Source organism: Halomonas urumqiensis, assembly GCF_003028575.1.
Taxonomy (GTDB): domain Bacteria; phylum Pseudomonadota; class Gammaproteobacteria; order Pseudomonadales; family Halomonadaceae; genus Halomonas; species Halomonas urumqiensis.
Genome location: NZ_PYUD01000003.1, coordinates 165,517 through 181,777, shown reverse-complemented (window position 1 = coordinate 181,777; position 16,261 = coordinate 165,517). Strand labels below are relative to the sequence as shown.

At 63.1% G+C, this 16,261-nt stretch carries 15 protein-coding genes; 6 read left to right on the top strand and 9 right to left on the bottom strand.

Annotated features, from left to right (window positions below; all coding sequences use genetic code 11):
* The first annotated feature begins 68 nt into the window (after positions 1 to 68).
* Complete coding sequence (exaC, locus tag C6V82_RS10660; RefSeq protein ID WP_102588222.1) at positions 69 to 1,589, top strand: acetaldehyde dehydrogenase ExaC; 1,521 nt, start codon at positions 69 to 71, stop codon at positions 1,587 to 1,589.
* Positions 1,590 to 1,803: 214 nt separating this feature from the next.
* The gene (locus tag C6V82_RS10655) at positions 1,804 to 2,424 is read left to right on the top strand and encodes a methyltransferase (RefSeq protein ID WP_102588223.1); all 621 of its coding nucleotides are present in this window, start codon (positions 1,804 to 1,806) and stop codon (positions 2,422 to 2,424) included.
* Between the two features lie 15 nt (positions 2,425 to 2,439).
* On the opposite strand, the gene C6V82_RS10650 is transcribed toward C6V82_RS10655, so the two are convergent.
* From C6V82_RS10650 to C6V82_RS10640, 3 genes are read right to left on the bottom strand one after another with little or no spacing between them, the layout of a single operon-like run.
* Positions 2,440 to 3,657: a MerC family mercury resistance protein gene (locus C6V82_RS10650; RefSeq protein ID WP_102588224.1), complete on the bottom strand. Its 1,218-nt coding sequence runs from the start codon at positions 3,655 to 3,657 to the stop codon at positions 2,440 to 2,442.
* Between the two features lie 27 nt (positions 3,658 to 3,684).
* Positions 3,685 to 3,942: an anti-sigma factor family protein gene (locus C6V82_RS10645; protein ID WP_102588225.1), complete on the bottom strand. Its 258-nt coding sequence runs from the start codon at positions 3,940 to 3,942 to the stop codon at positions 3,685 to 3,687.
* Entirely contained in the window at positions 3,939 to 4,583 is a 645-nt protein-coding gene (locus tag C6V82_RS10640) for a sigma-70 family RNA polymerase sigma factor (protein ID WP_219724503.1), read from the bottom strand. Before C6V82_RS10640 ends, C6V82_RS10645 begins: the two co-directional genes overlap by 4 nt.
* A gap of 268 nt (positions 4,584 to 4,851) precedes the next feature.
* Between C6V82_RS10640 and C6V82_RS10635 the strand changes: the two genes are divergently transcribed.
* On the top strand, positions 4,852 to 5,433 hold the full coding sequence (locus C6V82_RS10635) for a cupin domain-containing protein (protein WP_219724504.1): 582 nt from the start codon (positions 4,852 to 4,854) through the stop codon (positions 5,431 to 5,433).
* 83 nt (positions 5,434 to 5,516) lie between these two features.
* On the opposite strand, the gene betT is transcribed toward C6V82_RS10635, so the two are convergent.
* Positions 5,517 to 7,565, bottom strand: coding sequence for a choline BCCT transporter BetT (gene betT, locus C6V82_RS10630; protein WP_102588226.1), 2,049 nt, complete (start codon positions 7,563 to 7,565; stop codon positions 5,517 to 5,519).
* Positions 7,566 to 7,991: 426 nt separating this feature from the next.
* Between betT and C6V82_RS10625 the strand changes: the two genes are divergently transcribed.
* The 3 genes from C6V82_RS10625 (at position 7,992) to C6V82_RS10615 (ending at position 11,224) form a co-directional block, all read left to right on the top strand.
* Positions 7,992 to 9,200 carry a TRAP transporter substrate-binding protein gene (locus tag C6V82_RS10625; RefSeq protein ID WP_102588227.1) on the top strand — a complete coding sequence of 403 codons (1,209 nt, stop codon included), beginning with the start codon at positions 7,992 to 7,994 and terminating at the stop codon, positions 9,198 to 9,200.
* Positions 9,201 to 9,311: 111 nt separating this feature from the next.
* A complete protein-coding gene (locus tag C6V82_RS10620; RefSeq protein WP_102588228.1) occupies positions 9,312 to 9,908 on the top strand; it encodes a TRAP transporter small permease subunit in 597 nt (198 codons plus the stop codon).
* Positions 9,905 to 11,224, top strand: coding sequence for a TRAP transporter large permease (locus C6V82_RS10615; protein WP_102588229.1), 1,320 nt, complete (start codon positions 9,905 to 9,907; stop codon positions 11,222 to 11,224). Before C6V82_RS10620 ends, C6V82_RS10615 begins: the two co-directional genes overlap by 4 nt.
* Before the next feature lie 100 nt (positions 11,225 to 11,324).
* Here the strand turns inward: C6V82_RS10615 and C6V82_RS18115 are convergent, their stop codons facing one another.
* The 5 genes from C6V82_RS18115 to C6V82_RS10590 form a co-directional block, all read right to left on the bottom strand.
* The gene (locus C6V82_RS18115) at positions 11,325 to 12,062 is read right to left on the bottom strand and encodes a hypothetical protein (RefSeq protein ID WP_180978280.1); all 738 of its coding nucleotides are present in this window, start codon (positions 12,060 to 12,062) and stop codon (positions 11,325 to 11,327) included.
* Between the two features lie 130 nt (positions 12,063 to 12,192).
* Positions 12,193 to 12,912 carry a response regulator gene (locus C6V82_RS10605; RefSeq protein ID WP_102588230.1) on the bottom strand — a complete coding sequence of 240 codons (720 nt, stop codon included), beginning with the start codon at positions 12,910 to 12,912 and terminating at the stop codon, positions 12,193 to 12,195.
* 40 nt (positions 12,913 to 12,952) lie between these two features.
* Positions 12,953 to 14,371, bottom strand: coding sequence for an ATP-binding protein (locus C6V82_RS10600; protein WP_373297592.1), 1,419 nt, complete (start codon positions 14,369 to 14,371; stop codon positions 12,953 to 12,955).
* A 144-nt stretch (positions 14,372 to 14,515) separates the two neighbouring features.
* The gene (locus tag C6V82_RS10595) at positions 14,516 to 15,442 is read right to left on the bottom strand and encodes a LysO family transporter (protein WP_102588232.1); all 927 of its coding nucleotides are present in this window, start codon (positions 15,440 to 15,442) and stop codon (positions 14,516 to 14,518) included.
* A gap of 135 nt (positions 15,443 to 15,577) precedes the next feature.
* A complete protein-coding gene (locus C6V82_RS10590; RefSeq protein ID WP_102588233.1) occupies positions 15,578 to 16,258 on the bottom strand; it encodes a hypothetical protein in 681 nt (226 codons plus the stop codon).
* Between the last annotated feature and the right edge of the window lie 3 nt (positions 16,259 to 16,261).

The window sequence follows — 16,261 nt, the reverse complement described above, 5'->3', positions numbered from 1 at the left end:
GTCGTAGAAGGCCGTGACGACCAATACTAGAAAAGTTACTCACAATCATAACAGTCAGGAGTCACGCCATGATCTATGCCAACCCCGGTGCGCCAGGATCCCTTATCAGTTTCGACAAGCGCTACGGCAACTTTATCGGTGGTGAATTCGTCGCTCCGGTCAAGGGCCAGTACTTCGACAACGTCAGCCCGGTGAACGGCGAGGTGTTCTGCGAGATTCCGCGCTCCACCGCCGAAGACATCGACCTCGCCCTGGATGCCGCCCACAATGCCGCTCCCGCCTGGGGCAAGACCTCGGCTGCCGAGCGTGGCAACATCCTGCTCAAGATCGCCGATCGCATCGAGCAGAATCTCGAGATGCTCGCCGTGGCCGAGACCTGGGACAACGGCAAGGCGGTACGTGAGACCCTCAACGCCGACCTGCCGCTGGTCGTCGACCACTTCCGCTATTTCGCCGGCTGCATTCGTGCCCAGGAAGGCACCGCCGCCGACATCGACGCCAATACCGTCGCCTATCACTTCCACGAGCCGCTGGGCGTGGTCGGCCAGATCATTCCGTGGAACTTCCCCATCCTGATGGCCACCTGGAAGCTCGCCCCGGCACTGGCCGCCGGTAACTGCGTGGTGCTCAAGCCAGCCGAGCAGACCCCGGCCTCGATCCTCGAACTGATGAAGCTGGTGGGCGACCTGCTGCCGCCGGGCGTGATCAATATCGTCAATGGCTATGGCGCCGAGGCCGGCCAGGCACTGGCCGAAAGCAAGCGCATCGCCAAGATCGCCTTCACCGGTTCCACTCCGGTCGGCTCGCACATCCTCAAGTGCGCCGCCGAGAACATCATTCCCTCCACCGTGGAGCTGGGCGGCAAGTCGCCGAATATCTACTTCGCCGACATCATGAACGCCGAGCCGGAGTTCATCGACAAGGCCGCCGAAGGCCTGGTGCTGGCGTTCTTCAACCAGGGTGAGGTGTGCACCTGCCCGTCGCGCGCGCTGATCCAGGAGAGCATGTACGACGACTTCATGGCGCGAGTCATGCAGCGGGTCACCACCATCAAGCGTGGCAATCCGCTGGATACCGATGTGCAGGTCGGTGCCCAGGCCTCCAAGGAGCAGTTCGACAAGATCATGTCCTACATGGACATCGCCCGCGAGGAGGGCGCCGAGTTCCTGACCGGCGGCAACCGCGAGACTCTCGATGAGTCGATCAACAACGGCTTCTACATCCAGCCGACGCTGCTCAAGGGCAACAACAAGATGCGCGTGTTCCAGGAGGAGATCTTCGGCCCGGTGGTCGCCGTGACCACCTTCAAGGATGAAGCGGAAGCGCTGGCCATCGCCAACGACACCGAATTCGGCCTGGGCGCCGGGGTGTGGAGCCGCGACATGAACGTGGCCTTCCGCATGGGCCGGGGCATTCAGGCCGGCCGCGTGTGGACCAACTGCTACCACCAGTATCCGGCGCACGCCGCCTTCGGTGGCTACAAGAAATCCGGTGTCGGCCGCGAGACCCACAAGATGGCCCTCGAGCACTACCAGCAGACCAAGAACCTGCTGGTCAGCTACGACACCAATCCGCTCGGGTTCTTCTGATTCGCCCAGCCTGACCGCTGCCATGCCCACGCATGGCAGCGCCTCCACGATTCGCCACAGGGGCGCGACATGAGTCGCGCCTTTTTCCAATCCCCTTTCCCCATTCCCCTATCCCCATTCCCCTTTCCACCACTTCAATGGCCCATTTCATTCCCGATGCTATGCCTCTTCAGGGTTTTGCGGCACGATAGCTCCCTCTTTCGGGGGAGTGAGCATGATCAACAGCGAATCGCTCGACCTGCATCAGGTGCGCCTGCAACGCGTCGCAGGCCAATTGCGAGCCAGTGGCGCCAGGCGGGTGCTGGATCTGGGCTGCGGTACCGGTGGGCTGTTGCAATACCTGCTCTTCGAGCCGCAGTTCGAGAAGCTGGTGGGCCTGGAACAGAGCGGTGAACTGCTCGCCCAGGCGAACCTGCGGCTGGGCGACTTGCCCGAGTCGCGGGAGGGGCGTCTGGAGCTGATCTGTGGCTCCTATGCCGAGCCGCATCCTCGCCTGTCCGGCTTCGATGCCGCGGCGATGGTCGAGACCATCGAGCACGTGCCGCCGGCGACCCTTTCGAAGGTGGAGCGTGCGGTATTCACCAGGATGCGTCCGTCGCTGTTGCTTCTGACCACCCCCAACCACGATTACAATCCGCTCTACGACATGCCCCCTGGGGCGTTTCGCGACCCCGACCACAAGTTCGAGTGGGGGAGGGCGCGGTTTCGTGAATGGGCCTTCGGGGTCGCGCGCCGCAACGGCTATCGGGTCAAGGTGTCGGGAATTGGCGATCGCCATTCGTCGCTTGGCCAGCCGAGCCATCTGGCGGTGTTCACGCGGGATAGCGAAACCTAGCCGTGTGAAACGAACCTAATCGATGCCCAACACTCGGGCCTCCTGGCGTCGGCGTCGGCGCAGATCCCAGAGCGTGGCGGCCGCCAGCACGAGGAAACCGGCGAGTTCAAGGAGCGCGTAGTAGTCGATGAACAGGGCGTAGAACACTAGGCTGGCGCCCAATGCCCCGAGCAGGCAGGGCCACGGGCCGACCCGGTGGCGTAAGCCCGCGGCCAGTACCACCAGCGTCAACGCCACGAAGGCTGCAATGGCGACCGCCCAGGTGCTTTCATTCAGGGCCAGGCTCATACCCAGCACCGGCAGCAGTGCCGCCAGGGCCAGAAGACCGTAGCAGCTCACGGCAGCCAGAGCGAATGCCGCCATGCCCAGCAGGCCGCGACGCTTGAGCCTGCGCCACCAGACACGGGGATCGAGGCGGTGGCGCCAGCGTCGCAGGATAGTGGGAGGCGTGTCTGCGCGGCGCATGCTCAATTCCACGGCATGGGCCCCGAAGCTTTCGGCCACCTCCCGCGTCTGATCGCTCGGGCTCAGGGCGAAGTAGTCGTGGCTTCCCACCACTCGAATGTCCTCGAAGCCCTCCTCTTCGAACAGTGCCAGCAGGTCTTCCTTCACGGTGGCACCCACCACGCACTCGACCCACAGCCGCGGATCCGCGTGGCAATCCACCGATACCGGTCGGTGGATGACAACATCGGCCAGTTGCAGGCGGCCGCCTGGCCTTAGTACGCGAAACATCTCGGCCACCGAGCGGCGTTTGTCGGGTACCAGGTTGAGCATGCCGTTACTGGTGATGCTGTCGACACTGGCATCGGCCAAGGGGAGCTGCTCGGCGGACCCTTGCAGCACCATCAGGTCGTCGATACCGGCAAGCATAGCCTCCTGGCGAAGCTTACGGGTCATGGCGGCGGTCAGGTCCAGGGCAATGACACGCCCTCGCTCGCCCACGAGATCCCGGGCGATCAGGCTGTCGTGGCCAGCGCCGGCACCCAGGTCGAGCACGCGATCACCGCGGTGTACCGCCCTGCCATTGAACGGGCAGCCAACCCCGGCAAAGGAGTCCATGAGTCGAGTCGGCAGGGATGCGGTCAGCGCTTGCGGGTAGCCCAAGCGCCGGCTGGCATTCGCGCCAACCGGGAAATGAAAGGGGCTCTCCGGGGCGTTGGCCACCGTACTGTACATCGTCTGCACCGCGGCCAGGATCTGTGGTCGGGAGTAACCGAGTATGGCGACCATGAGGTCTTCCTCCTGGGCTATCACCCATCAGCACGTGGGAGGTGCATCGTCGAAGTCGTCGAGCAGTCTTCCAATGCGCCGATGCATTTGTGGTGGAGCCGGCTGTGTGGCGCTGTCTGCCAGTCTGGCACGCAGCCGTTTCTCGAATTCGCTGCGTGAGAAGCAGTCACGACAGCGAGCGAGGTGTTGCTCGAGCTCGGCCGCCTGCCGGTCGTCCAGCTCATGGTCGAGGTAGTCGAACAACCGGGCAATGACCTGTTCACAACTCAATTCCCTGTGCTTCACGATGCATCTCCTTGTGAATCCGACGCGTGCCGATCATGTTCCGGTGGCAGAATGCCGGCGTCGCGTGCCTGCTGCCAAAGGGTTTTCTGAAGCAGGCCGCGGGCACGGTTGAGCCGCGACCTTACCGTACCCAGCGGGATGTCCAGCAACTCGGCAACCTCGCCATAGCGATGGCCTTGCAGCTCGACCATCACCATCACCACTCGGAAGGGATCCGGCAACGCGTCCAGTGCTTGGCGTAGATCCGTTTCCAGCAACGAATTGAAGAACTGCTCTTCCAGACTTCCCCACCACAGCAGGAAAGGTTGGTGAAGTTGCGCGAACAGTGTGAAGTCTGTGGCGTGCAGCTCGTCTGGTGCGGGCGCCTCGTCCTCGGTGCAGTGCTGAGGGTGACTGCGCCGCCGCCGCCATTCGCTGATGAAGACGTTACTGAGGATGTGGAACAGCCAGGCCTCGAAGCGTTCCGGGTCGCGCAGCTCATCGAGATGACGCCAGGCGCGTGCCACCGCCTCGGCGACGATGTCCTCGGCATCGTCGGGGTGGCGGGTAAGGCGCAGGGCAGTGCCGTAGAGCCTATCCATGAGTGGGGTCAGGCGTGCCTCGAACCAGGCGCGTCGCGACCGGTACTCAGGCTGCGTCATGACGCTCTCCTCGGTCATGCCATCCTCGAATCGCGTTTCCCGGAGTGATGCACAGGCGAGTAGGCCGGCGAATGGCATGGTGTCCTCTTTGAGCATGGTCGGTGGTGAATCTCTGGGCAAGCGGGTATGTGGGCAGGGACGTCGTCGCCGCTGTCGGAGTTCCCGTCGCTGCATGAAGGCAGCCGGGAACAACGAAAGGCGCCATTGCGTCCTTGTGGCTGCGACATCAGTGGTGTCGTGAAAACCGCAGACGCAGAGGAGAATCACCATGACCAATACGGCAGCAGTCAATGCACCCTCGGCGGTGGATCGGGGGGAGCTCGAATCCCGGGTCAAGGCGATGTACCGCGATGAGGAAACCCCCAAGAATACCTGCATGAACAAGCCACTTGTCGCTGTCGCGCCCATCCTGGCACTGATGCTGGCGGCGGGGCCCCTTCAGGCAGAGACCTATCGTGGAGATGGCCACTTGATCGGCAGCGCCGATGCCCTGGAATGGGGGCCGGTAGGCTCGATGGGCGAAGGCGCGGAGATCGCCATCATCGAAGGATCGTTAAGCGAGGAGGAACCCTTCACCATGCGTCTTCGTCTTGAGGATGGCTATCAGATCAAGCCCCATATCCATCCCGCCTACGAGCGGGTGACGGTACTCGAGGGTACCCTGCACTTCGCCCATGGCGAGCGCTACGATGAGGATGACACGCACGCCCTGGAGGAAGGTGACTTCGCCATCATGTCCCCGGGGGATCCGATGTATGGTCATGCCGAGGGCGAGACCGTCTTCCAGTTGCATGGCACCGGGCCATGGGGTATCGAGTATCTGGATCCGGCGGACGATCCGCGCAACTGAAGTGGAGTGCGTCAAAGAACTGACGATAAAACGGCGGCACCCACGGGTGCCGCCGCTTCATGCTCGCCTGGCGTCTTGCGTGGTCAGGACTGGGTGACGCCATCCGGCAGGTCACCGATGGTGCCGGGCATGGCCTGGACCTGGCCATCTTGACCGGCAAGCGCCAGGAAGTGCAGGTGCCGCTCGTACTCGGAAAGCACGTCACCGATGACCTGGCCACGGGTGTAGCCGTTGAGGTCCTGCCCGGTGCCGCCCTCGGCGAGGAACACATCGAGCCGCACATAATAATCATCATCCACCGGCAAGAAGCTCGGTGTGCGCATGCGGTGCGGGCAGACCTGGTAGACGAAGCTTGCGGCTTCCTCGAGGCTTACCTGCAGGGTCAGGCTCGGCAATGGGTCTCCGTCGATCTGCTCCTCGCTCACCGAGGCGTCCTGGCCACGGCTGCGCAGTTCCTCGGCGAACTGGGTGAGCGCGGGGCGAATGGCGTGCTCGATGGTGGCGGCGGCACCGGCGCGAGTGGAGGTGTCCAGCGCACGGTCGAGGCGCTCGCGCCAGTCTCCGCCCGGTGCTGTACCAGACACTTGACGGCGCGCATCGGCCTTGCTGCCTTCGAGTTTCAGTGCCTTTATCATGCCCACCATGATCGCGAATATCACCAGCGAGAAGGGCAGGGCAGTGATCACCACGGCACTCTGCAGTGCCGAGAGTCCGCCGGCCATCAGCAGCGCCACGGTGATCAGGCCGATCACCACCGACCAGAAGATGCGCAGCTTGACCGGTGCGTCGTGGTTCACATCGGAAAGAATCGAGGTGAAATTGGCCAGCACCAGGGCGCCGGAGTCCGCCGAGGTAATGAAGAACACGATGCCAAGCACTGTCACCACGCCAGCGGTGAGACCGACCCATGGATAGTGCTCGAGCAGAGTATAGAGGGTGGTCTGCGGTGTATTGAGTGCCTGCTCGCCGAGTTCCGCCACGCCCTGGTTGGCCACCAGTTCGATGCCGCTGTTACCCATCACCGACATCCACACCATCATGAACGCCAGCGGGATGAACAGTGCGCCGGCGACGAACTCGCGAATGGTGCGACCGCGTGAGATGCGCGCCAGGAACAGGCCGACGAACGGAGTCCAGGCGATCCACCAGCCCCAGAAGAAGATCGTCCACCACATCTTCCATTCGCTGGCCTCTTCGCCGGCGAAGGCATAGGTGTCGAAGCTCTTGGCGACGAAGCCGGACAGGTAGTCGCCGGCGTTGTTCACCATCATGTCGAGCAGTGTCAGGGTATGGCCCTGGAACAGCACGAACAGCAGCAGTGCCAGTGCCAGCAGCATGTTGAATTCCGACAGCCGGCGAATGCCCTTTTCCACGCCGCTGACCACCGAGATGGTCGCCAGTACCACGACCATGGCGATCAGGATGACCTGCACCGAGAGGCTCTCCGGCACGTCGAACATGTAGGCGAGGCCATAGTTGAGCTGGATCACGCCGATGCCGAGGCTGGTGGCGATGCCGAATACCGTGGAAATGACCGCGGTGATATCGACGGCGTTACCGATCGGGCCATGGATCCGCTTGCCGAGCAGTGGGTAGAGCGCGCTGCGGATGGCCAGGGGCAGGCGATGACGATAGCTGAAGTAGGCCAGTGACATGCCCATCAGCACATACAGACCCCAACCGGAAAGCCCCCAGTGCAGGTAGGTCTGCACCACGGCGTTGCGCATGGCGGCCTGACTTTCTGGTTCGAGATCCGGTGGTGCAAGGTAATGGGAGACCGGCTCGGCTACGCTGAAGAACAGCAGGTCGATACCGATGCCGGCGGCGAACAGCATCGCCGACCAGGAGAGCAGCGAGAACTCGGGCCGTGAGTGATCTGGACCGAGCCTGATGCTTCCGTACCGCGAGCAGCCGATAGCGATCACGAACACCAGGTAGGCGAGAACCGCCAGCATGTAATACCAGCCAAAGGTTTGGCTGACCCAGGCCAGGCCCGCGTCGAAGAAGGCGCCAGCCTGTTCGGTGAAGACCATGGTCAGCACCAGGAAGATGAGGATACCGGCGACCGACCCGTGGAAAACCACGGAATTCAGCCGGTCGCGTTGCTCGGGTGGCGAAGTGTCATGCGCCATGCAATTGAGCTCCTGTCAGTCGGTTGATGGGCTCACTCGAGTGATTGGCGCGCTGTTGATTGTTCCGCGACGGGTGATTCACCTGCGACCCACAATCGAAAGCACACCTTGCCTTGGCTGCCGTCCCGGCAGTGTTAGGGCGTTTCTCACTGAGTGCGATATTTTTCTTGAATGAACGTTCAAATAAAATACGCATATCCCGGCGCTCCTGCAACCCTGCGTTGAATAATGTATAGGCCAACGTGGAAGGTTTTTCGGCGTGCGACTTGAGACGAGGGGTGAACAAGCTATACCTGATATGACCGACTGCCAAAACGGATAGCAAGGAAGTGATACCGGCGCAGGATGCCTTCGGGAAGGAACGCCGCTCCGGCAAGGCCCCGGGTCGCCGGACAATAATAACGACACGCCACACTGGAGAATCCAATGGCTAACGACAAGACGCCAACTCCCACAGAATCATCCACAGAATCTGCCGTTAAACCCGTCACAGCCGAGACGCCGCCAAGCACTTCTCGCCGACGCTTCCTGACTGGCTCGGCTGCCGCCGTAGGTGCCGGGGCCGCCGCCGCGGTAGGCTTTCCGAGCATCGCGGTGGCCCAGACCACCACGTTGCGCTTCCAGAGTACCTGGCCAAACCAGGACATCTTCCATGAGTTCGCTTCGGACTACGTGCGCATTGTCAACGAGATGTCGGGTGGCCGGCTGAACCTCAACCTGCTGCCGGCCGGTGCGGTTGTCGGAGCGCTGCAGCTTCAGGACGCGGTGATCTCCGGCGCTCTGGATGGCGGCCATGGTGTGACCGCCTACTGGTATGGCAAGCACAAGGCCTTCTCGCTGTTCGGTACGCCACCGCCGTTCGGCTGGGATGCCCACCAGTTCCTGGCCTGGTTCTGGACCGGCGGTGGGCGTGAGCTCTACGCCGAACTGCTGGAGATGCTCGAGCTGCCTCTGATCGGTTACCAGACTGGGCCGATGCCGACCCAGGCGCTGGGTTGGTTCAAGGAACCGATCACCAGTGCCGACGACCTGCGTGGCCTGAAGTACCGCACCGTTGGCCTGGGGGCGGACCTCATGAACGAGTTCGGTGCGGCGGTGACCATCATGGGCGGTGGCGACATCGTGCCAGCCATGGACCGTGGCCTGCTGGATGGCGCTGAATTCAACAATCCGTCGTCGGATCGCCTGCTCGGCTTTCCCGATGTCAGCAAGACCTGGATGCTGCGCAGTTATCATCAGGACTGCGAGGCGTTCGAAATCATCTTCAACAAGACCAAGCACGACAGCTTGCCCGAGGAGTTCCAGGCGATCCTCGAATACGCCGCCAAGGCCGCATCATCGGAGATGTACTGGAAGGCCATGGAGCGTTATCCGCGTGACCTGAATGGCATGCGTGAGGAGCAGGGGGTGCAGACCTATATCACCCCGGACTCGGTGCTCGAAGCGCAGCTCGCCGCCTGGGATGCGGTGATAGAGCGTGAATCCAGCGATGAGTTCTTCAAGAAGGTGGTCGATCATCAGCGCGAGTACTGTGAGCGGGTGGTCGGTTTCCACCTGGAAGGCACGGCTCCGAAGGAACCCGCCTATCGCCATTTCTACAACAAGGCGCCCACCGACACCTCCACGATCCTGTAGGCCGTTCGCGCGCAAGCGCCCAATGCCAAAGGGTCCCGGCGCCAGGAAGGCGCCTGGTTCGAGACCAGGGCGCCGCTCCGGAGGGGCGGCGCCCATCGGTGAGAGGTCGCCATGCGCTTCATCTTCTTCATCGACCATATCAGTACCTGGGTGGGCAAGCTGTTCGCCTGGAGCATCCTGCTTCTGACCTTCGTGGTGAGCTACGAGGTCTTCATGCGCTATGTCCTGGGCGCTCCCACTACCTGGGCCTATGACACCAGCTACATGCTCTACGGCACTCTGTTCATGATGAGCGGTGCCTATGCGCTTGCACACAATGCCCATGTGCGAGCCGATGTGGTATCCCGCTACTTCCCGACCCGCATGCAGGCCGGGCTGGAGCTCGTGCTCTACCTGCTGTTTTTCTTTCCGGGCATCATCGCCCTGGTGTGGAGTGGCTGGGATTTCTTCGGGATCTCGTTTCGCCAGGATGAACACAGCTCCTTCACCCCCGGTGGGCCGCCCATCTGGCCTTACAAGTTCGTGATTCCCGCCTGTGCCGCGTTGCTGGCACTGCAGGGCATGGCCGAGGTGTGTCGCTGCATACTCTGCCTGAAACAGGGTGCGTGGCCGCGTCGCCTTGGCGACGTGGAGGAGATCCAGGTGCCGGTCAACAAGCAGGACGAAATCGACGCTGTCGAGTCGGACAATGGGGAGGGCCGCTCATGAGCCAGCCAGAAATCGGCATGATGATGCTGGGTATGCTGGTCATCCTGATCATGCTCGGCTTTCCTATCGCCTTCACGCTGATCGCCATGGGTATCGGCTTTGGCTATTTCGCCATCGGCGACATCATCTTCTCGCTACTGGTGCAGCGTACCTATGGCGTCATGTCCAACGACGTGTTGATTGCCGTGCCACTGTTCCTGTTCATGGGGTACATGGTCGAACGGGCGAACATCCTCGACAGGCTGTTTTCCAGCCTGCAACTGGCGGCTCGCGGCATGCCGGCATCCCTTGCGGTGGCGAGCCTGATCACCTGCGCACTGTTCGCCACCGCCACCGGTATCGTCGGGGCCGTGGTGACGCTGATGGGGTTGCTGGCGCTGCCGGCGATGCTCAATGCCGGCTACGACAAGCGGCTGTCGAGCGGGGTGATCTGCGCCGGTGGGTGCCTGGGCATCCTTATACCGCCCAGCATCATGCTGATTCTGTACGGCGCCATGGCCGGCGTCTCGGTGGTTCGGCTGTATGCCGCGGCGCTGATTCCCGGACTGTTGCTGGCCGGCCTGTACATCCTGTATGTGATGGGGCGGGCGATGATCAATCCCTCGGTGGCGCCGAAGTTGCCGCCCGAGCGGCTCAATGTGCCGCTCAAGACGGTCTACTGGGGGTTGCTGACGTCCTTCGTGCCGCTGTTCGTATTGATCATGGCGGTGCTTGGCGCGATCCTGTTCGGCCTTGCCACGCCCCACGAGGCGGCGGGGATCGGCGCACTGGGTGCCATCCTGCTGGCCGCGGCGTACCGGCAACTGACCTTCGAGCGGTTGCGTGAGGCGGTCTTTCTCACCGCACGCACCAGCGCCATGGTGTGCTGGCTGTTCGTCGGCTCGTGGATATTCTCGTCGGTGTTCTCGCTGCTCGATGGCCACTCGTTGATCGAGCACTGGATCAGTGGCCTGTCGCTTTCGCCCCTGCAGTTCCTGCTGTTGGCGCAGTTGATGATCTTCATCCTCGGCTGGCCACTGGAGTGGACCGAGATCATCATCATCTTCGTGCCGATCTTCCTGCCACTGCTGCACATGTTCGGCATCGATCCGTTGTTCTTCGGCGTGCTGGTGGCGCTTAATATCCAGACCTCGTTCTTGACCCCTCCCATGGCGATGTCGGCGTTCTACCTCAAGGGCATCGCACCCAAGGGCATCGAGCTCGGCGATATTTTCATCGGGATCGCGCCGTTCCTGCTGATGGTGTTCGTGGCGATGTTCATTCTCTACATGGTGCCGGGCATCGTGTTCTGGCTGCCTGGTGTGCTGTACAACTAAACGCCGTTACCCTTCGCATCATCCGCCGGACCAAAATGGCCGCCCCCGAGAAGGGGCGGCCATTTTATCGCGTGTTGCGGGGTCTGGGGTGGCAGCGCGTTCAGTCGTCTTGGCGATTCCCGTGTTCACCGCCCTTTTCATGGTGCCCCTTGCCTTGCTGACCTTTGTCATGGCCGCGATGTCCTTTGCCATGGCCGCGCTTGCCTTTGGGCGACATGGCATCCTCGAGCTCCTCGAGTTGCTCTTCGCTCAGCACCTCGGCCAGGGCGGCGTGGTGAGACTGGCGCAACTCACGCATGGCCTCGCGGCGCTCCTCACGCGAATCGAAGTCACGTTCGCGAAACTCGGAAAGATCGGTATAGATGCTTTCCCGGGTCTCGCGCAGGGTCTCGCGCGCCTCGTCCGAAAGCTCCCAGCCATCGACCAGTGCCTGCAGGCGCGCTTCCCTTGCCTCGCGATGTTGCTGGCGCGCCTCCTCGTGCATGTCGTGGCGTGCCTGCTTCAGAGCCTCGCGTTGCTCTTCGTCGAGAATCTCGTCAACCCGCTGCCGATGCGCCTCATGGAGCTCACGCAGAGCGTCATGGTGTTCGCTGCGCGCGTTGTCCAGGGCCTCGCGTGTCTCGGCATCGATTCCGGCGCGTTCGAACATTGCGTCACGTCGTTCGGCATGGTGCTCGGCACGCTGCTCGTGCCAGCCGTGGTGATACCTTTCGCCATGCTTGCCGTCACCATGCTGGCCGTCTCCATGATGGCTGGCAAGGGCGGCAAGCGATAGGGGGGCGATGGCCAGGGCAAGTAGCGCTGGGGCAAGGAAACCGCGTGAAAGGGAAGCGTTCATGGTGGCACTCCTGTAAGCCTTGGGTTGACGTTCCCAGTCTCGCCCCATCCTGTGCAAATGCCATGCAGTGAAGGTGCAAAGGCGGTGCATGCGATGCACGAATCCGGTGGGTTGTCAGGCGGCGAAACCGTCATTCTTCGGGCTGGTACTTGTAGCCCACTCCATAGACAGAGCGGATCACCTCGCGTTCCGGCCACACCTCGCCAATCTTGCGGCGCAGTTTCTTGACGTGGCTGTCCACGGTGCGCTCCGAGACGATGCGGTGGTCGCGATACATGTGGTCCATCAACTGGTCGCGGGAGAAGATGCGTCCCGGCGCATGCATCATCACCTTGAGCAGTTGGAACTCCACGGCGGTGAGCGCGAGGTCCTGGCCATCGGCCAGCGCCCGCCAGCCATCATCATCGAGCACCAGGTCACTGCCGGACTGCGCGCCAGGATCGGATAGCGCCAGGCTGCGACGCAGCACCGCCTTGACCCGAGCCACCACCTCGCGTGGGCTGAAAGGCTTGCAGATGTAGTCGTCGGCGCCCAGTTCCAGCCCCAGCAGCCGGTCGACTTCCTCGACCCGCGCGGTGAGCATTACCACGGCGATGTGTGGCCAGCGTTGGCGAATCTCGCGGCACAGCGTCAGGCCGTCAGTACCGGGCAGCATCAGGTCGAGCAGCACCAGCGCCGGCATGTGCTCGTGGTGCCTTGCCTGGTCGAGCCAGGCAAGCACGCTGTCACCATGATCCAGATGGTGGGTGGCGAAGCCGCTGCCTTCCAGGTAATCGGCCACCAGCCGGGCGATCTTGGGCTCGTCCTCTACGATCAGGATGCGCTGCTCGCGGGTGTCCTGCTGGCTCATGGGTGTCCTCCCTCGGGGCCCGGGATGGGGGTTTTAATCATCACGCGGTTGAATCGAGCCGCTGGAATGTCAGTGTCCAGCATAACCCACCAAGCGCCGAGGACGAGGGGGTCATCTCGGCGCCATGCGCCTTGGCCAGAGCTATCGCGATGGAGAGACCAAGACCACTGCCTCCGCTGGCGCGGTTGCGCGAACCCTCGACACGGTAGAGACGCTCGGTCAGGCGCGGCAGTTCGCTCTCCGGCACACCCGGCGAGCTGTCTTCCCAGCTCACGGTGACATGGGTGTCATCGCCGCCAAGGCTTACCCGCAGCTTTCCGGGGGCGCGGGTATAGGCGCAGGTGTTGTCGAGCAGGTTGTTCCACAGCTGGCGCAGCCGCTGGGCATCGCCGCGAATCCTTGCCGCGCCATGGATGTGGCGCTCGAGCTCAATGCCGCTGTCCTCGAGCCATCCCGCGGCCTCATCGAGTCGCTCGGCGAGGGTTTCGGCCAGGTCCAGTGGCGCGAGTTGCACCTCGAGCGCCCCGGCGTCGCTCTGCGAGAGCAGCCGCAGGTCGGCCACCAGCCGCTCCAACTGGCCGACCTCCTGGGCCAGCGAATGCAGGTTGTGCTGGTCGAGCTTGCGAATGCCGTCCTGCATCGCCTCGATCTCGCCGCGCAGCACCGCCAGAGGTGTGCGCAGTTCGTGGGCGATGTCGGAAACCCATCGGCTGCGCGCCTCGCGGCTGGCTTCGAGCGTGGCGGCCAGGACATTGAAGTCATGGGCCAGTCGCGACAGTTCATCACGGCCACGTTCGGTCAGGCGGATGCTGTAGTCACCCTCGGTGAGGCGGCGCGTGGCAAGGGCCATGCCGCGTGTCCGCCCCCCGAGCCACCACGAAAGGCCGCCGGCCAGCAGCAACGATGCGATACCGAGCGATCCCACGATGATGGCCAGGCTGCGCTGCTGGCGAGCCAGGAAGATACGGTCCATGCGTGCCATCAATTGCTCCGGCGGGCGATAACCCAGGGTGCCGACGCGCTGCCCCTGATGTTCGATGGGCAGCCAGCGCAGCGTGGCCGATTCTTCGTCGTCATCCGGTGGCAGGCCGATCACTGGTAAGCCTTCGGCGTCATGCAGCACGAAGTCCTTGGCTTCGCCCAGGCGCCGCTCGATACCGTGTGGCGGCGGCCCGGCACCCGGCCACAGCTGGCGGCGTACCAGGCGGTCCCAGATGCGTGGCGAGGCACGTAGCCACTCCCAGTCGCCGCGTCTTGCCCATTCCTCGCCGAGGCCCTCGGCAAGGGTCTCGGCGCGGTTGGTCTGGGTGGTGTCGAGATACTCGAGAAAGCCCTGGTCGAGGCTTCTTGAAACCCCCAGGAACACCAGCCCCGAGATGATCACGTTGACCAGCAGGATGACCGCGAACAACTTGATGCCCAGGCGCGAAACAGCCGGTCGAGGCAGGCGAAGGGGCATGATCATGGCTCCATGGCGGTGTGGCGGGCTGAGCACCAGCGAGGTTCGACGCGAGTGACCGATCCATCAGTATCGCTGCAGGCGATGCAGTGAATGGTCAGGCAATGTGCAAGCAGGGTGCAATCCGGGTGCGCCGGTGTCGCTTTAAAGCGACAGGAAGAACAGGATCAGCGGCGGAGAGAGCAACGAGAGGATGAACCCGCTGACCACAGCGATCGGCACGCAGCCGACGCCGCCATGCTGCTGGATGACCGGCAGCGTGAAATCCATCGATGTGGCGCCGCCAAAGCCGATGGCCAGCGCCGCATGACGGCGGATGACCAGGGGAATCAGCACGAAGGCCAGCAGTTCACGGGCCAGGTCATTGAAGAACGCCACCGCGCCGAGCAGAGGGCCGAGCTGGTCACCCACCAGGATGCCGGACAGCGAATACCAGCCGAAGCCGGCGGCCATGGCGAGCCCTTCGTTCCAGGAGAGCGACAGTAGCGGTGCGGCGATCAGGCCACCCAGCAAGGAGGTGGTCGCCAGGGTCATGGCGATGGCCAGGCCGTGGCGATTGAGCAGGATCTGCTTGAGTGGCATGCCGGAGTTGCGCAACTGGCAACCGATTAGCGCCAGCAGGGCGTAGAGCACCCACTCGGCCAGCGTCTCGGCATGCCCATGTAGTGCTTCGCCCATCAACCGGCCGCCAACAAGCCCCAGCACCACGCCGATCACCACGACGCCGACCAGCGCCAGCGAGCCGGCCATGGCCACGAACTTGCTGGTCGGCGCACCCGCCACCACCCGCGAGGGGTCGGCCTTAAGGCCGAGCCGCCGCGAGAGCCACCACAACCCGGCCAGATTGAGAACACCGGTGACCGCGAACAAGGTCAAGGCCGCGCCGCCCATGCGCGCGAATTGGCTGGTGAGGTCATCGAGGCCTGCAAGGCTCACGCCCATCAGCAGCAGGATCACATATACCGACGCGTTCACGCCGCGATTGATCAGTCCCTGGACGAGGGCGTTGCGCACCGGTACCAGGTAACCGAGCAGTAGCGGCAGCAGCACGATCACAAGACCGGTAAGCATCGAAAGTCCCTTATCGAGAGCCCGTTATCGAGAGTCCATTCTCTACGCGCCGGTGGGCGCGGCGGAAGGCCGTTACTTTAGCAGCCTATCGAGCAGGATGACGACCGGGATAACGTCTGGGAGAGGGAAAGCCTATCACTGGGCAAGCGACAGGGCGGAGAGGGCGAGCCGGCTGCGCCGTTCACCATCGCGGTGGTACTCCATGCCGAGCAGCAGGCCGGGAAGCTCGGAGTGAAAATGAAAGACCAGCCTGCGCTCGGGCTCGTCGGGCTCTGTGACTTCCACGGTCACCGCCTCGAACTCTCCAGCAGGCAACGAGAGTGGCACAGGTTCCAGCAGGCGGTAGTCGATGCGCTCGGGACGTCCGCGATGGTCCAGGTAGTCCAGCCGGCAGCCCTTGCCGGTCGTGCAGTCCTGGCCGGCAATGGCACGCCGGGACAGTTCGAAGAGCGCCGTCTGGCGGTCAGGCAGATGCGTGAGTTCCTCGGGGGTGAGTCGATAGTCGTTTCCAATGCCCATGAGCGAGTAACCACTGGCGTAATTGATCGCCGTCACGTTGCCATCCTCGATGATGAAACGGCTACGTTCACTGCCCTGGGCCACCGCCAGCGAGGCTTCCATATGACTCTGCCAATGACCACTTTCGCGGGTCAGCCGGTGGCCAACGGTGGTGTTTGGCCAGCCGCTGACTTCCAACTGATAGCGGGCGGAAAAGGGGGTGGCGGGTGTTGTCTCGGCAGCACTAGGGGTCGCCAGGGCAAGCAGCATGGCGAGGCTAATGAACCACGACGCCAGACAGGGGGACAGTACGCGCATCGA